Here is a 17,972-nt window from a genome sequence, read left to right on the forward strand (position 1 = left end):
CAACAACATTGGCCAAAAAAGTGATAGAATTTATATTGGATTTTTAAGTTAAGAGGAGGTGGGCTAATGTGATTAACAGGGAAAGCTTTTTTAAGCGAAAACAAGAGCAGCTTGGTGTACAGCTTAGTGACGTTCAGAAAAAAGCCGTTCTCCATACGAGGGGACCTTTACTTTTATTAGCGTCTCCAGGTTCAGGAAAGACCACCACAACGATTATGCGAATTGGATATTTAATTGAAGAACAAGGGATAGAGCCCTCACGCATAAAGGCTGTGACCTTTAGTCGTGCATCTGCAGCTGATATGAAAGACAGGTTCTCTCGCTTTTTTCCAGATTACCCTGTCGATTCAGTCGATTTTTCAACCATTCATAGCCTTGCATTTCAAGTGGTACGTGACTACTTATATAAACAAAAAGTCACCTACCAATTAATTGAAGGAAGCCAAAATGGTCCCAATAAAAAAATGCTATTACGGAAAATTTTCAAATTGATGAATGGTGAGAATATCACGGAAGAGCAGCTTGAGGAGTTAACAACCTATATAAGTTTTATTAAAAATAAGCTTCTTCCACGGGAAGAGTGGGACAAAATTGAATGTGACATTCCGTTTGTACAAGCCATTTTTGAGGAATATGAAAAAGTAAAGTACGCAAATCCAAGTAATCTCCTATTGGATTATGACGATATGCTCACCATTGCAAATGATGCATTTATCCGCGATGAAATGATCTTACGAAAATATCAAAACCGCTATGATTATATCCTGACAGATGAAAGCCAAGACACATCACTTGTGCAGCATGAAATAATCGAAAAGCTAGTAAAGCCTCATCAAAATCTATATGTTGTGGCTGATGATGATCAGTCAATATATTCTTGGCGAGGCGCAGAGCCAAAGTATTTGCTAGATTTTAAAAAAGTTTACCCGAATGCTGTTATCCTAAAAATGGAGCAGAACTTTCGCTCGTCCAAGGATATTGTCAACGTTGCCAATCGATTCATTAAACGGAACAAAGACCGCTATACCAAAAACATGTTCACCAATAATCCCGAACATAAACCAATTTCTATCACTCAATTTGAGGATTATCGTATCCAAGCAAAGTATCTTGTCCAAGAAATTAAGTTGGCAGAAAAGAAAAATGATATTGCGATATTATATCGGAACAACTCATCATCAATTATGCTTATTAATGAACTGGATCGGAATCAAATACCTTTTTATATAAAGGATTCTGATAATCGCTTTTTCTCCCATTGGATTGTAACTGACATATTGAATTTTATGAGGATGACTTTTACAGATAAACGAGTCGATATCTTTCAGCGAATTTACACAAAATGTGGGTTTTATTTATCCAAGGAACAAATGTTCGAACTCGTAAAAAAGCAACCCGGCGAATCCATTTTTGAACGGCTACTACAAAATAAGGGAATAAAAGACTATCAAGTAAAGCAAATTCTAGCATGCCAGAAAACCTTTCAACAAATGAAGGGGGTCAAGCCACTAAAAGCAATTAAATTGATTCGAAATGAGCTTGGCTATGATCATACACTTAAGGAAATGAGCAAAAAGCTCGGTTTTAAAATGGATTATTTGTTAACCGTTCTTCAAACACTTGAGGAAATTGCAGATACACTTGAAACAATGGAACAATTTGCTGATAGATTAAACCATCTAGAAAATCTGTTGAAAGTATCAAAATTAAATAAAAATAAGGATGCTGTCACTCTTACTACTTTTCATAGTTCAAAGGGGCTTGAATTCAAAAAGGTTTTTATGATTGACTTGATCGAAGGTGTGATTCCTTCGCATGACGAAATTAATAAATATAAAGATGGCGAGCGCAATCTAATGGAAGAAGCGGTCAGACTTTTTTATGTTGGGATGACACGTGCTGAACAGGAACTTGAACTCTTGTCTTATAAAAAACAAAATGGAAGAGACGTTACTCAGTCACGATTTGTGGCCAATGTGAAGAATATCATTTCACCTCCGGTTAGGGTTCACGTGGCAGAACCAATGAAAAAGCAAGTTCGTGAAAAGTCGGTTCTCCCATATAATCCGAATGCAATTAAGAGGGCGGATGAAATTCAAAAGGGAATGGTCGTAAAGCATCGCGTGTTTGGACACGGAACAATTGTTTCGATCACGGATGAAAAAATCGACATTCAATTTCAAAAAGAGTTGAAAGCCTTACTGCTTGAAACCTGCTTAGAGATGGGGCTATTAGAGTCTGCCGATGGGGTTCAGGTAAAATAACATAGAGAAAAGGAATGGTCCAGTGCCTTTCCTTATTTTTCACTTTCTGCTTTTTCAGTTGTTTCTACATCCTTTTTCTCTTTTGATGTGTCTTGATTCTTAGCTGTTTTAAGCTGCTCAACCTCTTTCTCCAGCTTTTTGATTTGTCTTTGCTGCTTGTATTGGCGAAGAATACCAAACATACCTACAATCAGACCACCAAGTAGCGCAGAACCCAAAATGATTAAAATAAGAGGAATTTCTGTATAACCAAATACAAAATTAACTTGTACAGAATCGACATTTACAACCGCAAAAATTGCAATAATAAGTGCAAAGATTAAACCTAAAATTAAATTCCATTGAAATCTCAATCGTTACAACTCCTTTATTCTTCATCTTTATATCTTACCCCATTTTAGGATTACTTTTTTCTACAGCATACCAAATATTCGAAATCTGTGTAGTAACTATTATATAATGAATGTATTCCAAAGACAGTTGGAGTTGAAAGTATGAGTACGTTATTTCCTACACTATACGATTTTTTTATGAAACCACTCGAAAAGAGAAAATTTATCTCCATTCGTCGACAATTGCTCAATAAGGCAACCGGACATGTACTTGAACTTGGTTCAGGAACTGGTGTGAATTTCCCGTTATACCGAGATGTCCAAAGGGTAACGGCAATCGAACCTAATCCCCATATGACGGACAGAGCTAATGAGAATAAAGCAAAAGGGACAGTTCCAATTGAAATCGTTCAAGCGGGTGCAGAAAAAATACCTTTTGAAGATAACACATACGACACTGTCGTCGCCACGCTTGTTTTTTGCACAATTCCTGATGCCGAGAAGGCCATACAAGAGATAAAAAGAGTTTGTAAGCCCAATGGAACCATTCTTATGTTTGAACATGTAAAAATGAGGAATCCTTTTTTATCAAGGCTACAGGATTGGCTAACACCTGCATGGAAAAGAGTTTGTGATGGATGCTGCTTAAATAGGGAGACTGAAAAACTGGTTAAGCATAACGGTCTAAAAATCATCGAAAGACAAGATTTATACAATGGACTATTCATTGTGATGGAAATTAATAATATCAAAGAGGAGTGCTGATTTTTGGGTATTGAAATCTATTTAAACGATTACAAATTAAATGTAACGGGTTACCATGAAGAACTTAAGAATAATCTATTGTTAGTGAAAGTTGATTTTAAAGTAACGAGTGAAGATTATCATGATGTTACAACGCTTTTATATCAAGGTAACTTTAAGTTAAAAGTACCCGAGAAAAATAGAGACTGTAAAGTTACGATTCAGGAATACTCAACCTCTATTACGAATCTTTATGAAAAAGAGCAGGTAGGGGACTTCACACTCACACTTCGTGAAATTAGAGAATAGGTGGGAGTATGGATGAGATTAAGTATTTTGGATCAAGCGCCCATTTCAGTTAATCAAACACCGCAAGAAGCATTGGTTGAATCAATGAAGCTAGCACAGGCAGGAGAACGATTTGGTTACACTAGATACTGGATAGCTGAACATCATGACTTAGCAGGACTAGCTTGCCCCGCACCTGAAGTCATGCTTGGATATATTGGAGCACAAACAACCTCTATAAGAATTGGCTCTGGTGCCGTTTTACTGCCTCACTATAAACCATATAAAGTAGCTGAGGTCTACCATATGCTTGCTACCTTATTTCCGGATCGAATAGACATCGGAATCGGGAGGGCACCGGGTGGTTCCGCAGAAGCAACCAATGCGCTATCGGATAATTTTCTGCAACAGGTTTGGAAAATACCTGAATTAATCGATACGCTTCTTCATTTTTTACATAATGATTTTCCAGATGACCATGAATTTGCTAACCTGAAGGCAGCTCCAATTCCACCCATACAGCCAGTTCCATGGCTATTGGGAACGAGTAAAAAGAGTGCCATACTAGCTGCAGAAAAAGGGTTGGCTTATACATTCGGACTGTTCATGAGCGACAATGAAGGCGAAGAAATTGTTAAGGAATATATTCATAACTTTACACCACGAAATGAAGGGGACAAGCCACAGGTAATTGTAACTGTTTCTGCCATTTGTGCTGCAACCAATGAAAAAGCCGAAGACATTGCGTTAAGTTCATATGTGTGGGGTAAGCAAAGAGAAAAGCAGGAAGGGAAGGAAGGAGTTCCGTCTATTTCAGAAGCAAGGGAATATCTTGAGAAGGAAAAACTTCATGAGGGATTTGAAAAAATGAAACAAAAAGTCATCATCGGAAATCCAAAGGAAGTGAAGGAAAAACTGCTAGAACTTAAAAAAACATACCATGCCGATGAAATCATGATCGTCACAATCACACACTCACCGGAGGACCGACTTACATCCTATGAACTTATTGCGAATGAAGTAGGGCTTGCAACAAGATAAGTTCTATGGATTGATTACTAAGGATAAAATAAATAACATCTCTATGCACACGTTGATTTTTACAATAACGTGTGCTTTTTGAACTCTAATGGTTTTAGATGCCTTGTTCCTTGCGTATTTTAATGAGTAAAGCTCTGCAGCCAACTGAAACAAGACGATAGGTTTTATCAAAATCACCTGTGTAAAATGGATCAGGGACATCCAACTTGTATTTGGTCAGGTCGAGTAACCTAATTATTTTTGGATGATTGGGCTTACCAGTTATCTTGAAGATATTTTCTATGTTGTTTTCGTCCATACCAATAATATAATCGAATTTCCAAAAGTCTTCTTTTTTTAGTTGTCGCCCAATAAGCCCTCTGGAAGAGATATTGTTTTTCTTTAGAATATCAAGAGTTCCTTCATGCGGAGGAAATCCGATTTGCAGTGGACTGGTTGCAGCGGAATCTACTGCGATTTTGTTTATCAAATTTTCCTTTTTGACTAAATGACGAAACAAAGCTTCAGCCATCGGTGAACGGCAAATATTTCCCCGGCACACAAATAAAACGTTGATCATGTAATACACCTCCAACCAGTATTGGAGTCTTTTAAAAACAAACTGCTCCTATGATGTTATGAGTAGACAGATACCATGATTAGAGTAAAACCAGCCCCCTATGTACCATTTGCCATGTACAGATCCTCCTTTTGGTTCTTTTCATAGTCACAACATATGTACATAACAGATATATGGAACGGCACTAGTTCAAATTTTAAAGTGGCGATACATCATAAGAAACTTGCTTTTTTTAAAGAAATTCAGATACTACTCATCAGTCTATCCTCGTAAATTTGTCACAATTGGGCATAATATACTTACTAAAACATTTGCACTTCACTATAAAAACGAGGGAATGAAATAAATGGCTGATATAAACGAACACAAACGTAACGAAAATGATACTGGTTATGCAGTCGAAACTGGTGATACCATAGCTTCAGCACTTGATCCATTTGGCTCTAGTGCAGGTCCTATTGCTGGTACGGTGGAAAATAAGTCGGAAAAAGATATTGCTGAGGACGACAAACAAGACTCCAAAAACAAGAGCATAGAATGATGTAAAGTCATCATTTAATCATCAAAGGGCTATAGCACATCCAAAGGACTTCCTTATCAGGAGTCCTTTAATTTTTTCTGTTTGTTTACTCAAGTAAGGATATGATAGAGACTATATATCCTAAATTCCATGTTTGTCTATTTCAAATAATGCCTGTTTTACATACCTTGTATCAAATTCGTTTTTTATTTGGAGGAGCTTATGTTTAATCTAATTAAAATTGTTAACTTTAAGGTAAACTCTATGACACAAAATTCAAACATAAATTTTGGAGGAACATTACAAAACAGCCATACTGCGAACATAAAATTATATGGTGCTGGTTTTTCAATGGGAGATTTTTCACCTAACAGTTCTCTGAATAGTTCGAAGGTAAATGATTCCGATATTAGTGACCAAGATCAAATCGAGAATCCATCTGCACCAGAAACTAATCAATGACGGTTCAAAATTAATTATAGGATCTGGCTAATGTTTGCCAAATTCAATAAAATATAAAAAAGACTTAAAGATTTTCCTTTAAGTCTTTTTTATTAAGGTTTAATACCATTATAAATCAGCCGTTAGTTCGGCCTTTTTCTTTGCTTTTAAGAATTTTGCAATGTTAATTACAATTGTTTTAATAACAGCATAGGTTGGAATTGCTAGAATCATGCCCAACACACCTGCTAGATTTCCTGCTGCCAACAAAAGGATAATAATTGTCGCCGGATGCGTATCAAGTGTCTTCCCAAGAATAAGAGGGGAAAGGACATTCCCTTCAATTTGCTGTGCAATGACAATCACTAACACTACTAGTAGCGCCTTCATTGGAGAATCAAATAGTGCAACAATTACAGCCGGAGCGCCACCTAAAAGTGGTCCAACATATGGAATAATATTCGTTACTGCTACAATTAATGCCATCACAAGCGCAAACGGTAAATCAATAATCAAGTACCCGATAAAAGAGAGGGTTCCAACAGCGAGTGCCACTGTGACTTGACCTTGAATATAGGCCGAGAGTGTATCTCCCGTTTCTCTTAAAATCGTAAGAGCTTCGTCTCTGTATGCTGACGGGAAAAACTTTGCAATTGCGTGTGGCAACCGGTCTCCATCCTTAAACATATAAAACAAGAGGAAAGGCACGGTCACTAGGATGATTGCAATATTGGTAACAACTCCAATAATTTGTGTAATTCCACCCGTAATTCGATTTGGAAGAGTATTCGCAAAAGCTATTAATTTTTCTTCGATTGTGTTTAATAGCTCCTGTTGTTCATCTTGAATCCATTTGAATTCCGATGATTTTGAGAATTCCTCGAAAAAGTCCATTGCTTGGTTTGCATACCCTGGCAAGGCATTTCCAAGAGCTGTAAATTGATTAGATATAACAGGAACTAAATTTACGCCAGCTACTACAACTAATCCAAAGAATACAATATAAATAATTAATATCCCTAGACTCTTCGGAACCTTATGGCGATGAAGATATTTGACGACGGGATTTAAGAGAAAATAAAGAAATCCAGTTATCAGTATCGGGAAAAAGACAGTTGAGAAAAACACACCAATTGGTTTGAATAAGAATGTGATTTTCGTTGAAACAAAGATAATCGTTAAAATTAACAGGATTTGAATAAGCCAATATTGTAATTTCGTTTTCGACAAAGCATGTACCTTCTTTTCTAATAATATACAAGAAGTATAACAATTCACAAAAAAGAAAACAATTCCTATTTAGGGATTGTTTTCATGTATGATATGTTTGCTCAAACACTTCCTGGGTAAAACCATCCGGCTTTCCATCAAAAATAATATTGCCATTTTTTAATGCAATCAGTCTCGTTGCAAACTGTTTTGCTAGTTCTACGTCGTGAAGATTCATTACAGATAAAAGATTATGACGATTATGTAATTCCTTCAGTAATGAAAAAATTCGATTCGCTGTTCCCGGATCTAAGCTTGCAACCGGCTCATCTCCAAGAAAAACACGGGGCTTCTGTAGCAAGGCACGGGCAATTCCAACCCGTTGCTTTTGACCGCCGCTTAAATGTTCAATCCGGCGATTTTCAAATTCTGTAAGACCAACTATACTAAGAACCCGTTTTGCATGAGTAATCTCCTTCGCAGAAAAAATCCCAAGCAAGTTTTTCAACGAACTCCGATAACCAAACGTTCCTGTTAACGTATTTTGTAAAACCGTCATGCGGGGTATCAGGTTAAAATGTTGAAAAATCATTCCGATTTCCCTGCGGATTAAACGCTGTTCTTCCTCATTCTTAATTGAAAATGGTTCGTTATTCCAAAATACGACACCGCTTGTTGGCTGTTGGAGGCCATTCATACATCTGATTAATGTTGATTTCCCCGCGCCACTTTTTCCAAGCACACAGACAAATTCGCCCTCTTCAAATCTAAGATTGACAGAGGAAAGAGCGGGCTTATCAGCATTTGGATAGTAGAATGTAACATCTGTTAATTTAATCATTTCACCGCTCCTTACTCAAATAACTTTATTCCGAACATAGCTACCAAATGAATCCACAATGATGACAATAAGCATAATTAAGAACACGTCCAGCGAAACAGAAGAATACTGGAAGCTTTTAAAATCATTAAAGAGCCGTTGTCCAATTCCTCCTCCGCCAATAAACCCAAGAATAAGGGATGTCCGTATGGCAACCTCGAAGCGGTAAAAATATTGAGATAACACGTTTGGCCAAATTTGTGGAAGAATGCTAAAAAGAGACGCTAACCAGTTTTTTGCACCAACTGCTCTCATCGCTTCATGCGGACCAGATTCTGCTGATTCAATTAGTTCAGATATTAATTTACCAAGCACCCCAATATTATGAAACATGATGGCTAGAACGGCAGGGAAGGGACCAAGCCCTAACGCCGTTAATAATATTAAACCGAACACAATTTCTGGTATCGAGCGAACAAAGCTCATTGAAGTTCTCGTAAGATTGAAAACAATGCCTGATGGAGACGTGTTTTTAGCGGCGAGAAAACTAATTGGTAAAGCAATAATTAGACCAAAGAAACTGCCTAAAAATGCCATAGCAAGGGTCTCTGCACTATCACTAAGCATCCGGGGCAACGCTGAAAAATCCATCGGAAACCATTGTGAGAGAAAATGAATCATATTTCGAAAATCTCGAAATTTTGAAAGGTCAAATTCGGTTAACCTCATACTACCAATAATCGCAATCACGATTAGAATTACAGACAGAAAAGTAGTTCGTTTAAACCACATGTAGATCAGCTCTATTCTTTAATAATTCCTTGTTTAATTGCAGCTTGGCGGATACTTTCATAATCACTATCCGTTGCTTCTGTAAATCCACTCGCTCCAAATGCGCCTAGGATTTCTTCATCATCGATAGCTAAGAAGGCACTTTTAAGTTTTTGAATCGTTTTGTCGTCTGTATCCTTATGCACGGCCCATGGATATTGAAATAATTTTTCTGATTGCCAGATCGTTTTAAATAAAGAGCCATCAATTTTACCTGATTCTACAAGTTGATTATAGATAGCACTATCAATGGCACCAGCACCAACTTGTTGGTTTTGAACAGCCAGAGCAGTTGCATCATGGGAACCCGTATAACGGACAGATTTAAATTGATGGACATCCTCAGATTCGAATACTCCACGATCCTTAAGTTCTATGGAGGGAATAAGGGAGCCAGATGTTGAATTAATATCACCAAAGGCAAAATCAATTTCCTTAGAGTTTGAAACTAAATCTTCAATTGAATTCAATGGACTTTCTTTATGAGTGATAATATAGGAATGATAGAATGGTTCACCATCAATCAATTGAGTAATAATCGCCTTCGCACCACTTTTTTCATGAGCCACTACGTAGGTTAAGGGGCCGAAATAAGCCATATCAATTTTATTATAATTCATGGCTTCAACTACACCGTTATAATCAGGATACACTTCAACCGATACTTCACGGTTTAATTCTTTCGTTAAAATCGCTTGGAGCTTATCCATAGCCGTTTCCATTTCACCAACTGTCTGTACCGGAATAACTCCAATTGTAAAAGCTTTTTCTTTCTCATTGTTGTTTTCACTAGCATTTGAACCACATCCAGTTAGAAGAAGGATAAAAACTAGGAAAAAAGTGTAAATTATTCTATTTCTCAATTTGCGCACCTCATTAAGTATTTTGTTTATATTGTTTCCTTACAACCTAAAAAGGACTCAATTTAGAGTCCTTTATACTACCTTGATAAAACCAGAATTTTCGCTTGTAACTTCACCGATTATACTAGCGTCTACTTGATTTTCATGAAGTTCCTGCAGCATTTTTTCGGCTTCTGACTCCGGAACAGATACAAGAAGTCCACCAGACGTAATCGCGTCACAAAGAATGAGCTGATCAAGTTCATCGAGGCTGGAACTATAGTCTACACGTTCCGATAGCCAAGCATGATTTTTCTTTGTTCCACCCGGAACTACCTTTTGTTGAGCAAGTTCTTTCGTTCTTGGTAAAATAGGAACATTTTCAAACTGAATGACCATTCCTACATCGCTGCCTTCAGCCATTTCCATAGCATGCCCCAGCAGACCAAACCCGGTTACATCTGTGCAGGCATGGACATTATAGTGTTCCATTACCTCAGCTGCATTTTTATTCAAGGTTGCCATAACCTCTGTTACTTTATCAATGTCTTCTTGTCCTAACAGATCTCTTTTGATTGCTGTGGTTAAAATCCCAACACCGATAGGCTTCGTTAAAATAAGTCGGTCACCAGGCTTCGCACCGGCATTTGCGCGAATCCGATTTGGATGAACGGTACCTGTTACCGATAAACCAAACTTCGGTTCTTTATCATCAATTGAGTGACCACCAACTAAAGATGCTCCCGATTCTCTAACTTTTTCGGCAGCCCCAGCTAAAATGTCTGCTAATATACTTTTATCCAAGGTATTAATAGGGAAGGCGACGATATTCATGACCGTAATCGGTTTTCCTCCCATTGCATAGACGTCGCTTAAGGCATTAGCAGCGGCAATCTGTCCAAACATATGAGGATCGTCCACAATCGGCGTGAAAAAATCTAGTGTTTGCACAAGTGCAAGTTCATCATTGATCTTATAGACTCCTGCATCATCAGGGGTATCAAGTCCCACTAATAGATTTGGATTTGGTGTTGCTTTCGGTAAATGACGCAGAACCTGCGTCAGGTCCTCAGGACCGATTTTGCATCCTCAGCCAGCTTTGGTTGAAAGGGAGGTTAATTTAATGATTTCTTCCTTATTTGACATCAGCGTCACTCCTTCCATTTTGCTTTTGACACTATCTTTGCATCTAATTTCCAAATCTTATTTTAGCATAAGCAATATAGGATTAGAAATGAATACGAATTTATTATATCAGTTTTAATTAACTATATTAAAAATTATATCCGAATAACACAAAAGGTAGTAATGATTAACAATGCTTAGTTGAAGAATATACAAAAACCTGTAATGAAAGCGTTATTAAAGATTCAGAATAAATATAATTGTTGACACTATCTGAATAGAACTATATCATTATAACAATTATTCAAATCATGAAGATTAAACTCAAATGAAAAAAGATTTTTTTTACTTTCTGTAGTTTAAAAATTCAGTAATTATTACATCAGGGGGCTACACCATGAAACAAGCAACGAAAAAATATTTGATTGATCGTATGTATAAAGCTTCACAAGGACTTGCAAATGCAGTTTTAGTTACACTTGGAATTGGTCTCCTCATGGAGTCACTTGGAACATTTACTGGTTGGGAAGGCTTTACTATCATTGGAGTTTCGGCACAGTTGATGTTAGCTCCAGCGCTAGGTGCAGGCATCGCATATCAACTCGGTGGGAATACACTAGTCATTTTTAGTGCAATGGCCTGTGCAACAATTGGAGCAAGCGCAGTTCAGTTAACTGAGAATGGTGTGACATTAGTGACTGGACAACCATTAAGTGCAGTTATGGCTGCCGTTATTGCTACTTGGGTAGGTAAACGTGTTGCAGGAAAAACAAAACTTGATATGATGGCAATACCCTTTACTGCTATTTTTGTAGGAGGCATCGCTGGTGTATTTTTATCAATGATTACCACACCGTTATTAGAATGGTTAAGTGCTCAAATTGCTGCATCTGTTGCTGGTTCTCCTATTATTGGTCCAATGGTCATATCACTTGTTTGGAGTATTTTTCTCATGTCTCCTGCATCTTCAGCGGCAATTGCGATTGCCTTACAGCTTGATCCGGTTTCGAGCGCAGCAGCGTTAATTGGTTGTACCGTTCAATTTGCCGGATTTACCGCAATGTCATTTAAACAAAATGATGCAGGGGCTAACATTGCACAATCCTTGATTACACCAAAGGTACAATTTCCAAACTTAGTCAAAAATCCACGGCTCGCGATTCCGCCGTTTATCGCTGCAGTTATTTGTGCGCCAATAGCAACATTGATTTTTGATTTTCAAGTTCCTTATCAATTAGCCGGTCTTGGTCTTAATTCATTAATCGCACCTATCAATATCCTAGCTGAACAGGGTGCTATTGTTTTCTCAATCTACATCGCTATAGGAGTCATCCTTCCAATTATCATCACTTTAGCAATCTATCATGGTTTAAAAGTAATCGGATGGACAAAAGCAGCTGACTTAAAAATGGAATTGCAATAAAATAAAACTGGGTGGAAAGGAATACTCCTTATCCACCCAGTTTTTTTATCTTAATGAAATAGATAGATTTTTAAAATTGGCGGGACTGTGTGGGAATCGAACCCACCGGAGACGACACGCGCCTCCCTCAGAGTTTTGAAGACCCAGGGGGACACCAGTCACCCAGCCAACCCCAAATAAAACTCCTTTCATTATATACGGTAATCTCTTTTTAAGGCAAATAATAATCATCAAGCTTGAATTTATCTTGTGCTTACTAGTAAAGTAGAAGGAAAGTAAAACGTGAAATTAGGGGAGGAGGCAGAAAATGGCCGATGCATTTTATACGATTGGAATGGCTGGTCATATTGACCACGGGAAAACAACACTTACGAAAGCATTAACAGGCGTTGATACGGATCGTTTAAAAGAAGAAAAAGAACGCCAAATCTCAATTGAACCTGGCTATGCACCCCTAGAGTTAGACAACGGGATACATGTATCGATCGTTGATGTTCCAGGACACGAACGGTTTATTAGACAAATGATCGCGGGTGTTGCCGGGATTGACCTAGTAGTACTCGTAATTGCTGCAGATGAAGGTGTTATGCCACAAACAAAGGAACACCTCCAAATATTGAAATTTTTAGGGATTAAAAAATGTATGGTCGTGATTTCGAAAATTGACAGAGCGGAAGAAGAATTGCTTGAGCTTGCTGGCGAAGAAATAAAAGAATTACTCGAGGAGTCAGATTATCAAAATGCTCCGATTCTTTATGTTGATAGTTTATCAGGAAAAGGACTTTCCGAGCTAAAACAAACTATTCAAAATGAAATCAATGACCTTGAACAAAGAGATAGCAATGGTTCATTCCGCTTACCGATTGATCAAGCTTTTACAGTTCAGGGACATGGAACTGTTGTAAGAGGGACAGTGTTTGAAGGTTTTGTGACAAAAGACAGTCCTCTGAAATTATTGCCATCTAACAAAAAATTGAAAGTTCGGCAAATCCAAGTACATAACAATGAGACAGAAAAAGCACAAGCTGGGCAACGAGTAGCTCTCAACGTTACCGGTGCGACTAAGGATGAAATTAAACGTGGCGATGTGCTGGTCGAATCGGAAAACTACCTGGTGACAAGCACGATTGATATTGCACTACAACTCGTTTCAGCACTAGCAAACCCACTTAAACAACGCTCTCCCATCAAACTGCATGTTGGTACGACTGAGGCTTACGGAAAAATTATCTTTTTTGACCGAAATGAGGTTACAGAATCAGATGAAGAAATACTTTGCCAAGTACGGTTAGAGGAAGATATCGTTGTTCGCCGCGGTGATCGTTTTATCCTACGCAGACCGACCCCAGTTGAAACCCTTGGTGGAGGTTGGATTATTCAGCCTCAAGGAGGCAAATACCGATTTGGTGAAGAAACTATAAATAAACTGAAAAAACAAATGGAAAGTTCACCTAGAGAAATCTTGGATGAAATACTTTATAAAAACCAACAATTATCTAAGCTCCAACTCATCCAACTTTCCTCTATAAAAGAAGATGCAGTAGACGAGATTATATCCACTGGTATTAAATCGGGAGAATATATCGAGATAGCTGAACATGTCTATAGTTTAAAAAGAACGATTTCAAGCCATAAAGAAGTAATCATAACTAAATTAAAAGAGTATCACGAAGAATTTCCACTACGAATAGGTATGAGTAAAGCCGAACTCCTTCAAGTACTTGGACAAAACAAAAATTTAATCGAGTACTGTATAAATGTACAATTACAATTCAATGAAATAAAAAAAGCAGATCAATATTTAGCGGTATCTAGTTTTAATCCTAGCCTTCCAAAAGGCCGTATGGAAACAACCGTTTCCTCACTACTAAATGACGATATTCAGCCTAAGAAATGGGAAGATTATGTTAAACAGGGGAATCTTTCAACTCAAGAAGCAAATGAACTAAGGAGCTATCTTATAAAAACAAATCAAGCTTATGTATTAAACGAAGAAACATTAATTCATAAAACCGTTTTTGATAAAGCTGTCAATGCGTTAAAATCGAATACCGATAAAATGTTTAGTTTGTCAGAGGCAAAAGAAATTCTAGCGCTTTCGCGTAAATATCTCATTCCTTTCGTAGAATTACTGGATAATCTGCAACACACCAGAAGAGAAGAAGGGAATCGAGTATGGATAAGTAAATAGGAAGTTCAATTATGGAGCAAGCATAAGATGCCATTTAAATAAGGCATCTTTTTTAAGGCTTATACCTATAACCCCCAAGGGAATAATAAGAAGAAAACTCTTTAAAAGGTGAAAAAAATGAAAATCCTATGTATTGATGGGGGCGGAATACGCGGTGTATACGCGGTTGCCATTTTGCGCGCAATAGAAAAAGAATATAATAAACCCATTTCAGATATGTTTGACATGATTGCTGGCACAAGTACCGGTGCAATTATTGCGGCTTCTGCAACACTCGAACTAGATATGGGAGAAGTTCAAGAAAGCTATATCAAATTTGGCGATCAGATTTTTAGAAAACAATCGAAAATAGGGATTCTAAAAAGTTTTTACAGTGATCGTATTTTACGTCAATTTATCCAAGATTCATTTGGTGAAACAACCTTATTTGATATTAAGAAACCACTCCTTATTCCGACAGTAGATATTACTCACGGAAATCCCTTTGTCTACCGTTCAAACTATGGGAATGCCGAACAAGACGATCACTCCATCAAGCTTTGGGATGTCGTTCTATCATCTTGTTCAGCACCCGTCTTTTTCCCGCCCAATAATATTAATAATCATTATCTAGCCATAGATGGGGGACTTTGGGCCAATAATCCGTCACTCGTTTGTATTACAGAAGCCCAGCATTTTTTTAAAAAGGACTTAAAAGACATTCATATTATGTCAATTGGCACAGGTTTGCAAAAAATAGATTTTTCAATTGAATCACAAAGAGAGTGGGGCGTAATGAAATGGTTGCCATTTCATCTCCCTTCAATGAGAATGACACCAAAGTTACTCGACCTTGCACTGCATCTATCCTCAGAATCTGTAACCTATCATTGTCAGCATTTGCTTGATGATCACTATTTTCGAATTAATGAGGACCTCGGACGGGAGGTTCCGTTTGATGCTCCAGAATTTGTTGATTTTCTAGCGGACCTAGGCAACAAATCCTATCAAAAGCATCGAAATGAGATTGCAGCATTTTTGAGCAAAAACTCACCGACTTAATTGACATAGACAAAAATATATGATATTAAAAAATTGGGTGTTAGCACTCCAGGAACACGAGTGCTAACTTTATTAAAAATAGTTAGAGTTTATTTTGGAAAGGGGATCTAGCATGACGAAGAAACAGTTTAAAGCGGAGTCTAAAAGGCTATTAGAAATGATGATCAACTCGATTTATTCGCAGCGAGAAGTATTTTTACGTGAGTTAATTTCAAACTCCAGTGATGCCATTGACAAAATCTATTATAAGGCGTTAACTGATGATCGCTATCAATTTGATAAGGATAGCTATTTCATAAAAATTAATGCCGACAAAGAGAACCGGACACTTACCATTTCTGATACTGGTATTGGGATGACAAAGGAAGAGCTTGAAACAAACCTTGGAACAATTGCAAAAAGTGGTTCACTCGCTTTTAAAAAGGAAACCGAAATTAAAGATGGACATGATATCATCGGACAATTCGGTGTCGGATTTTATGCTGCTTTCATGGTTGCTGACGTCGTAACTGTGATTAGTAAAGCTCTTGGCAGTGACGAAGCATACAAATGGGAATCAAAGGGTGTAGACGGGTATACTATTGAAACAGTGGAAAAGGATACAGTTGGAACTGATATCATTCTAAAAATCAAGGAAAATACAGAAGAAGAGTCTTATGATGAATTTCTAGAGGAATATCGCTTAAAATCAATCGTTAAAAAGTATTCTGATTTCATCCGTTATCCAATCAAAATGGATGTTACGACTAGTAAACTTAAAGAAGGAAGCGAATCAGAATACGAGCAGATTACCGAAGAACAAGCCATCAACAGCATGGTTCCGATTTGGAGAAAAAATAAAAGTGAACTAACAGATGAAGACTATGAAAAATTCTATAATGAAAAGCACTACGGATTTGATAAGCCTTTAAAACATATTCATATCAGTGTAGACGGCACTATCCGCTACAATGCCATTTTATATATTCCTGAAAATATTCCATTTGATTATTACTCAAAAGAATATGAAAAAGGGCTTGAATTATACTCAAATGGCGTTTTAATTATGAACAAATGCGCTGACTTACTTCCGGACTATTTTAGCTTTGTAAAAGGATTGGTAGATTCTGAGGATTTATCGCTTAATATTTCACGCGAAATGCTCCAACAAGACCGCCAATTAAAGCTAATCGCGAAAAACATCAACAAAAAAATCAAAAGTGAATTACAAAGCATGTTAAAAAATAATCGCGAAAACTATGAAGAGTTCTATAATAGCTTTGGACGCCAATTGAAATTTGGCGTATACAGTGATTTTGGCAGCAATAAAGAAACGTTACAAGATTTATTGCTTTTCTATTCATCAAAAGAGAAAAAGCTCATTACATTAGATGAATATGTTTCAAAAATGCCAGAAGATCAAAAATACATTTATTATGCAACAGGTGATTCGGTTGAACGCATCGAAAAGCTACCACAAACTGAATTAGTTGCTGATAAGGGATATGAGATTCTTTATTTCACAGATGATATTGATGAATTTGCTATTAAAATGCTAATGAAGTACAAGGAAAAAGAATTCAAATCCGTATCCAGCAGTGATTTAGGTTTTGAACCAAATGAAAGCGACAAAGCTACTGAAGAGGAACAAAACGAAAACAAAGAGCTATTTGAATATATGAAAAACGCATTAGCTGGTAAGGTAACCGATGTGAGAATCTCTAAACGTCTTAAATCACACCCAGTTTGTTTATCAACGGATGGGGAGATATCGATCGAAATGGAGAAAATCTTAAATGCAATGCCTGACAATCAAAATGTTAAGGCGGATAAAGTGTTAGAGATTAACGTACATCATGAAGTTTTCCAATCGTTAAAAAATGCATTTGAAGAAGATAAGGCTAAGCTTGATTTATATACTCATTTATTGTACAACCAAGCACTCCTTATTGAAGGTCTGCCAATTCAGGACCCAGTCGAATTTACAAATGATATATGTAAGATAATGGTTTGATTTTTGAGTGAAGGCAGCAGGGGAGATTGATTTCGCACCCTCACTAAGGAATTACTCGCTGAGAGAGGGTACGATTACGCTATTTTCGTACCATCACTTGAGTTCAATTCGATGAATGAGGGTAGGTTTACACCGGTTTCGTGCCATTACTCGGGCTGTTTTCAATGGATGGCGGTACGATTACACCGGTTTCGTACCATAACTCAGGTTTCGTTCGATGCCTGAAGGTACGGTTAGCTTTATCCTGCCATTATCTACACGCAAAATCTACAAAAGCAACAGTCCCAAACTAAAGTGTACCCTTTGTA

Annotated in this window: 17 protein-coding genes and 1 tRNA gene; 10 read left to right on the plus strand and 8 right to left on the minus strand. The window is 37.3% G+C overall.

Going from position 1 to position 17,972, the window contains the following annotated elements:
• Window positions 1-71 precede the first annotated feature (71 nt).
• Entirely contained in the window at window positions 72-2,264 is a 2,193-nt protein-coding gene (locus V7138_RS17325) for an ATP-dependent helicase (protein ID WP_438824371.1), read from the plus strand.
• Window positions 2,265-2,296: 32 nt separating this feature from the next.
• Here V7138_RS17325 and V7138_RS17330 read toward each other — a convergent pair whose 3' ends face one another.
• The gene (locus V7138_RS17330; protein ID WP_335399620.1) at window positions 2,297-2,617 is read right to left on the minus strand and encodes a LapA family protein; all 321 of its coding nucleotides are present in this window, start codon (window positions 2,615-2,617) and stop codon (window positions 2,297-2,299) included.
• A gap of 141 nt (window positions 2,618-2,758) precedes the next feature.
• Between V7138_RS17330 and V7138_RS17335 the strand changes: the two genes are divergently transcribed.
• From V7138_RS17335 to V7138_RS17345, 3 genes are read left to right on the plus strand one after another with little or no spacing between them, the layout of a single operon-like run.
• Entirely contained in the window at window positions 2,759-3,361 is a 603-nt protein-coding gene (locus V7138_RS17335) for a class I SAM-dependent methyltransferase (protein ID WP_335399623.1), read from the plus strand.
• 3 nt (window positions 3,362-3,364) lie between these two features.
• Window positions 3,365-3,649, plus strand: a complete 285-nt coding sequence (locus tag V7138_RS17340; protein ID WP_335399626.1) for a DUF3219 family protein — start codon at window positions 3,365-3,367, stop codon at window positions 3,647-3,649.
• A 12-nt stretch (window positions 3,650-3,661) separates the two neighbouring features.
• Window positions 3,662-4,669: an LLM class flavin-dependent oxidoreductase gene (locus V7138_RS17345; RefSeq protein ID WP_335399628.1), complete on the plus strand. Its 1,008-nt coding sequence runs from the start codon at window positions 3,662-3,664 to the stop codon at window positions 4,667-4,669.
• Window positions 4,670-4,763: 94 nt separating this feature from the next.
• Here V7138_RS17345 and V7138_RS17350 read toward each other — a convergent pair whose 3' ends face one another.
• Window positions 4,764-5,228: a low molecular weight protein-tyrosine-phosphatase gene (locus tag V7138_RS17350; RefSeq protein WP_335399631.1), complete on the minus strand. Its 465-nt coding sequence runs from the start codon at window positions 5,226-5,228 to the stop codon at window positions 4,764-4,766.
• 346 nt (window positions 5,229-5,574) lie between these two features.
• Between V7138_RS17350 and V7138_RS17355 the strand changes: the two genes are divergently transcribed.
• Window positions 5,575-5,769 carry a hypothetical protein gene (locus V7138_RS17355; RefSeq protein WP_335399633.1) on the plus strand — a complete coding sequence of 65 codons (195 nt, stop codon included), beginning with the start codon at window positions 5,575-5,577 and terminating at the stop codon, window positions 5,767-5,769.
• A 201-nt stretch (window positions 5,770-5,970) separates the two neighbouring features.
• Entirely contained in the window at window positions 5,971-6,210 is a 240-nt protein-coding gene (locus V7138_RS17360; RefSeq protein ID WP_335399635.1) for a spore germination protein, read from the plus strand.
• A gap of 108 nt (window positions 6,211-6,318) precedes the next feature.
• On the opposite strand, the gene V7138_RS17365 is transcribed toward V7138_RS17360, so the two are convergent.
• The 5 genes from V7138_RS17365 to selD form a co-directional block, all read right to left on the minus strand.
• Window positions 6,319-7,419, minus strand: coding sequence for an AI-2E family transporter (locus tag V7138_RS17365; RefSeq protein ID WP_335399637.1), 1,101 nt, complete (start codon window positions 7,417-7,419; stop codon window positions 6,319-6,321).
• Window positions 7,420-7,501: 82 nt separating this feature from the next.
• On the minus strand, window positions 7,502-8,239 hold the full coding sequence (gene phnC, locus V7138_RS17370) for a phosphonate ABC transporter ATP-binding protein (RefSeq protein WP_335399640.1): 738 nt from the start codon (window positions 8,237-8,239) through the stop codon (window positions 7,502-7,504).
• 15 nt (window positions 8,240-8,254) lie between these two features.
• A complete protein-coding gene (gene phnE, locus V7138_RS17375) occupies window positions 8,255-9,010 on the minus strand; it encodes a phosphonate ABC transporter, permease protein PhnE (RefSeq protein WP_335399642.1) in 756 nt (251 codons plus the stop codon).
• A gap of 11 nt (window positions 9,011-9,021) precedes the next feature.
• Window positions 9,022-9,912 carry a phosphate/phosphite/phosphonate ABC transporter substrate-binding protein gene (gene phnD / locus V7138_RS17380; RefSeq protein WP_335399644.1) on the minus strand — a complete coding sequence of 297 codons (891 nt, stop codon included), beginning with the start codon at window positions 9,910-9,912 and terminating at the stop codon, window positions 9,022-9,024.
• Between the two features lie 72 nt (window positions 9,913-9,984).
• Window positions 9,985-11,037 (minus strand): selenide, water dikinase SelD, encoded by a 1,053-nt coding sequence (selD, locus tag V7138_RS17385; protein ID WP_335399646.1) that lies wholly within the window; start codon window positions 11,035-11,037, stop codon window positions 9,985-9,987.
• Between the two features lie 376 nt (window positions 11,038-11,413).
• Here selD and V7138_RS17390 point away from each other — a divergent pair, with 376 nt between their 5' ends.
• Window positions 11,414-12,439, plus strand: coding sequence for a PTS transporter subunit IIC (locus V7138_RS17390; protein WP_335399647.1), 1,026 nt, complete (start codon window positions 11,414-11,416; stop codon window positions 12,437-12,439).
• 77 nt (window positions 12,440-12,516) lie between these two features.
• Here V7138_RS17390 and V7138_RS17395 read toward each other — a convergent pair.
• Window positions 12,517-12,613, minus strand: a tRNA-Sec gene (locus V7138_RS17395).
• Window positions 12,614-12,746: 133 nt separating this feature from the next.
• Between V7138_RS17395 and selB the strand changes: the two genes are divergently transcribed.
• The 3 genes from selB to htpG all read left to right on the plus strand — a co-directional run bounded on the left by selB (window position 12,747) and on the right by htpG (window position 17,664).
• Window positions 12,747-14,630, plus strand: a complete 1,884-nt coding sequence (gene selB, locus V7138_RS17400) for a selenocysteine-specific translation elongation factor (protein WP_335399649.1) — start codon at window positions 12,747-12,749, stop codon at window positions 14,628-14,630.
• Between the two features lie 117 nt (window positions 14,631-14,747).
• Window positions 14,748-15,671, plus strand: coding sequence for a CBASS cGAMP-activated phospholipase (locus V7138_RS17405; RefSeq protein ID WP_335399650.1), 924 nt, complete (start codon window positions 14,748-14,750; stop codon window positions 15,669-15,671).
• 112 nt (window positions 15,672-15,783) lie between these two features.
• Window positions 15,784-17,664, plus strand: a complete 1,881-nt coding sequence (gene htpG / locus V7138_RS17410) for a molecular chaperone HtpG (RefSeq protein WP_335399651.1) — start codon at window positions 15,784-15,786, stop codon at window positions 17,662-17,664.
• Window positions 17,665-17,972: the final 308 nt, after the last annotated feature.

Origin of the sequence: Bacillus sp. JJ1533, from assembly GCF_036965045.1 — a bacterium.
Lineage (GTDB): Bacteria > Bacillota > Bacilli > Bacillales > Bacillaceae_L > Ferdinandcohnia.

What these genes read in the sequence shown, in the direction of transcription:
- htpG (WP_335399651.1), top strand. Translation starts at nt 15,784, where the DNA reads ATGACGAAGAAACAGTTTAAAGCGGAGTCTAAAAGGCTATTAGAAATG.
- selB (WP_335399649.1), top strand. Translation starts at nt 12,747, where the DNA reads ATGGCCGATGCATTTTATACGATTGGAATGGCTGGTCATATTGACCAC.
- V7138_RS17350 (WP_335399631.1), bottom strand. Translation starts at nt 5,228, where the DNA reads ATGATCAACGTTTTATTTGTGTGCCGGGGAAATATTTGCCGTTCACCG.
- V7138_RS17390 (WP_335399647.1), top strand. Translation starts at nt 11,414, where the DNA reads ATGAAACAAGCAACGAAAAAATATTTGATTGATCGTATGTATAAAGCT.
- V7138_RS17345 (WP_335399628.1), top strand. Translation starts at nt 3,662, where the DNA reads ATGAGATTAAGTATTTTGGATCAAGCGCCCATTTCAGTTAATCAAACA.
- V7138_RS17405 (WP_335399650.1), top strand. Translation starts at nt 14,748, where the DNA reads ATGAAAATCCTATGTATTGATGGGGGCGGAATACGCGGTGTATACGCG.
- V7138_RS17335 (WP_335399623.1), top strand. Translation starts at nt 2,759, where the DNA reads ATGAGTACGTTATTTCCTACACTATACGATTTTTTTATGAAACCACTC.
- V7138_RS17355 (WP_335399633.1), top strand. Translation starts at nt 5,575, where the DNA reads ATGGCTGATATAAACGAACACAAACGTAACGAAAATGATACTGGTTAT.
- phnC (WP_335399640.1), bottom strand. Translation starts at nt 8,239, where the DNA reads ATGATTAAATTAACAGATGTTACATTCTACTATCCAAATGCTGATAAG.
- phnE (WP_335399642.1), bottom strand. Translation starts at nt 9,010, where the DNA reads ATGTGGTTTAAACGAACTACTTTTCTGTCTGTAATTCTAATCGTGATT.
- V7138_RS17360 (WP_335399635.1), top strand. Translation starts at nt 5,971, where the DNA reads ATGTTTAATCTAATTAAAATTGTTAACTTTAAGGTAAACTCTATGACA.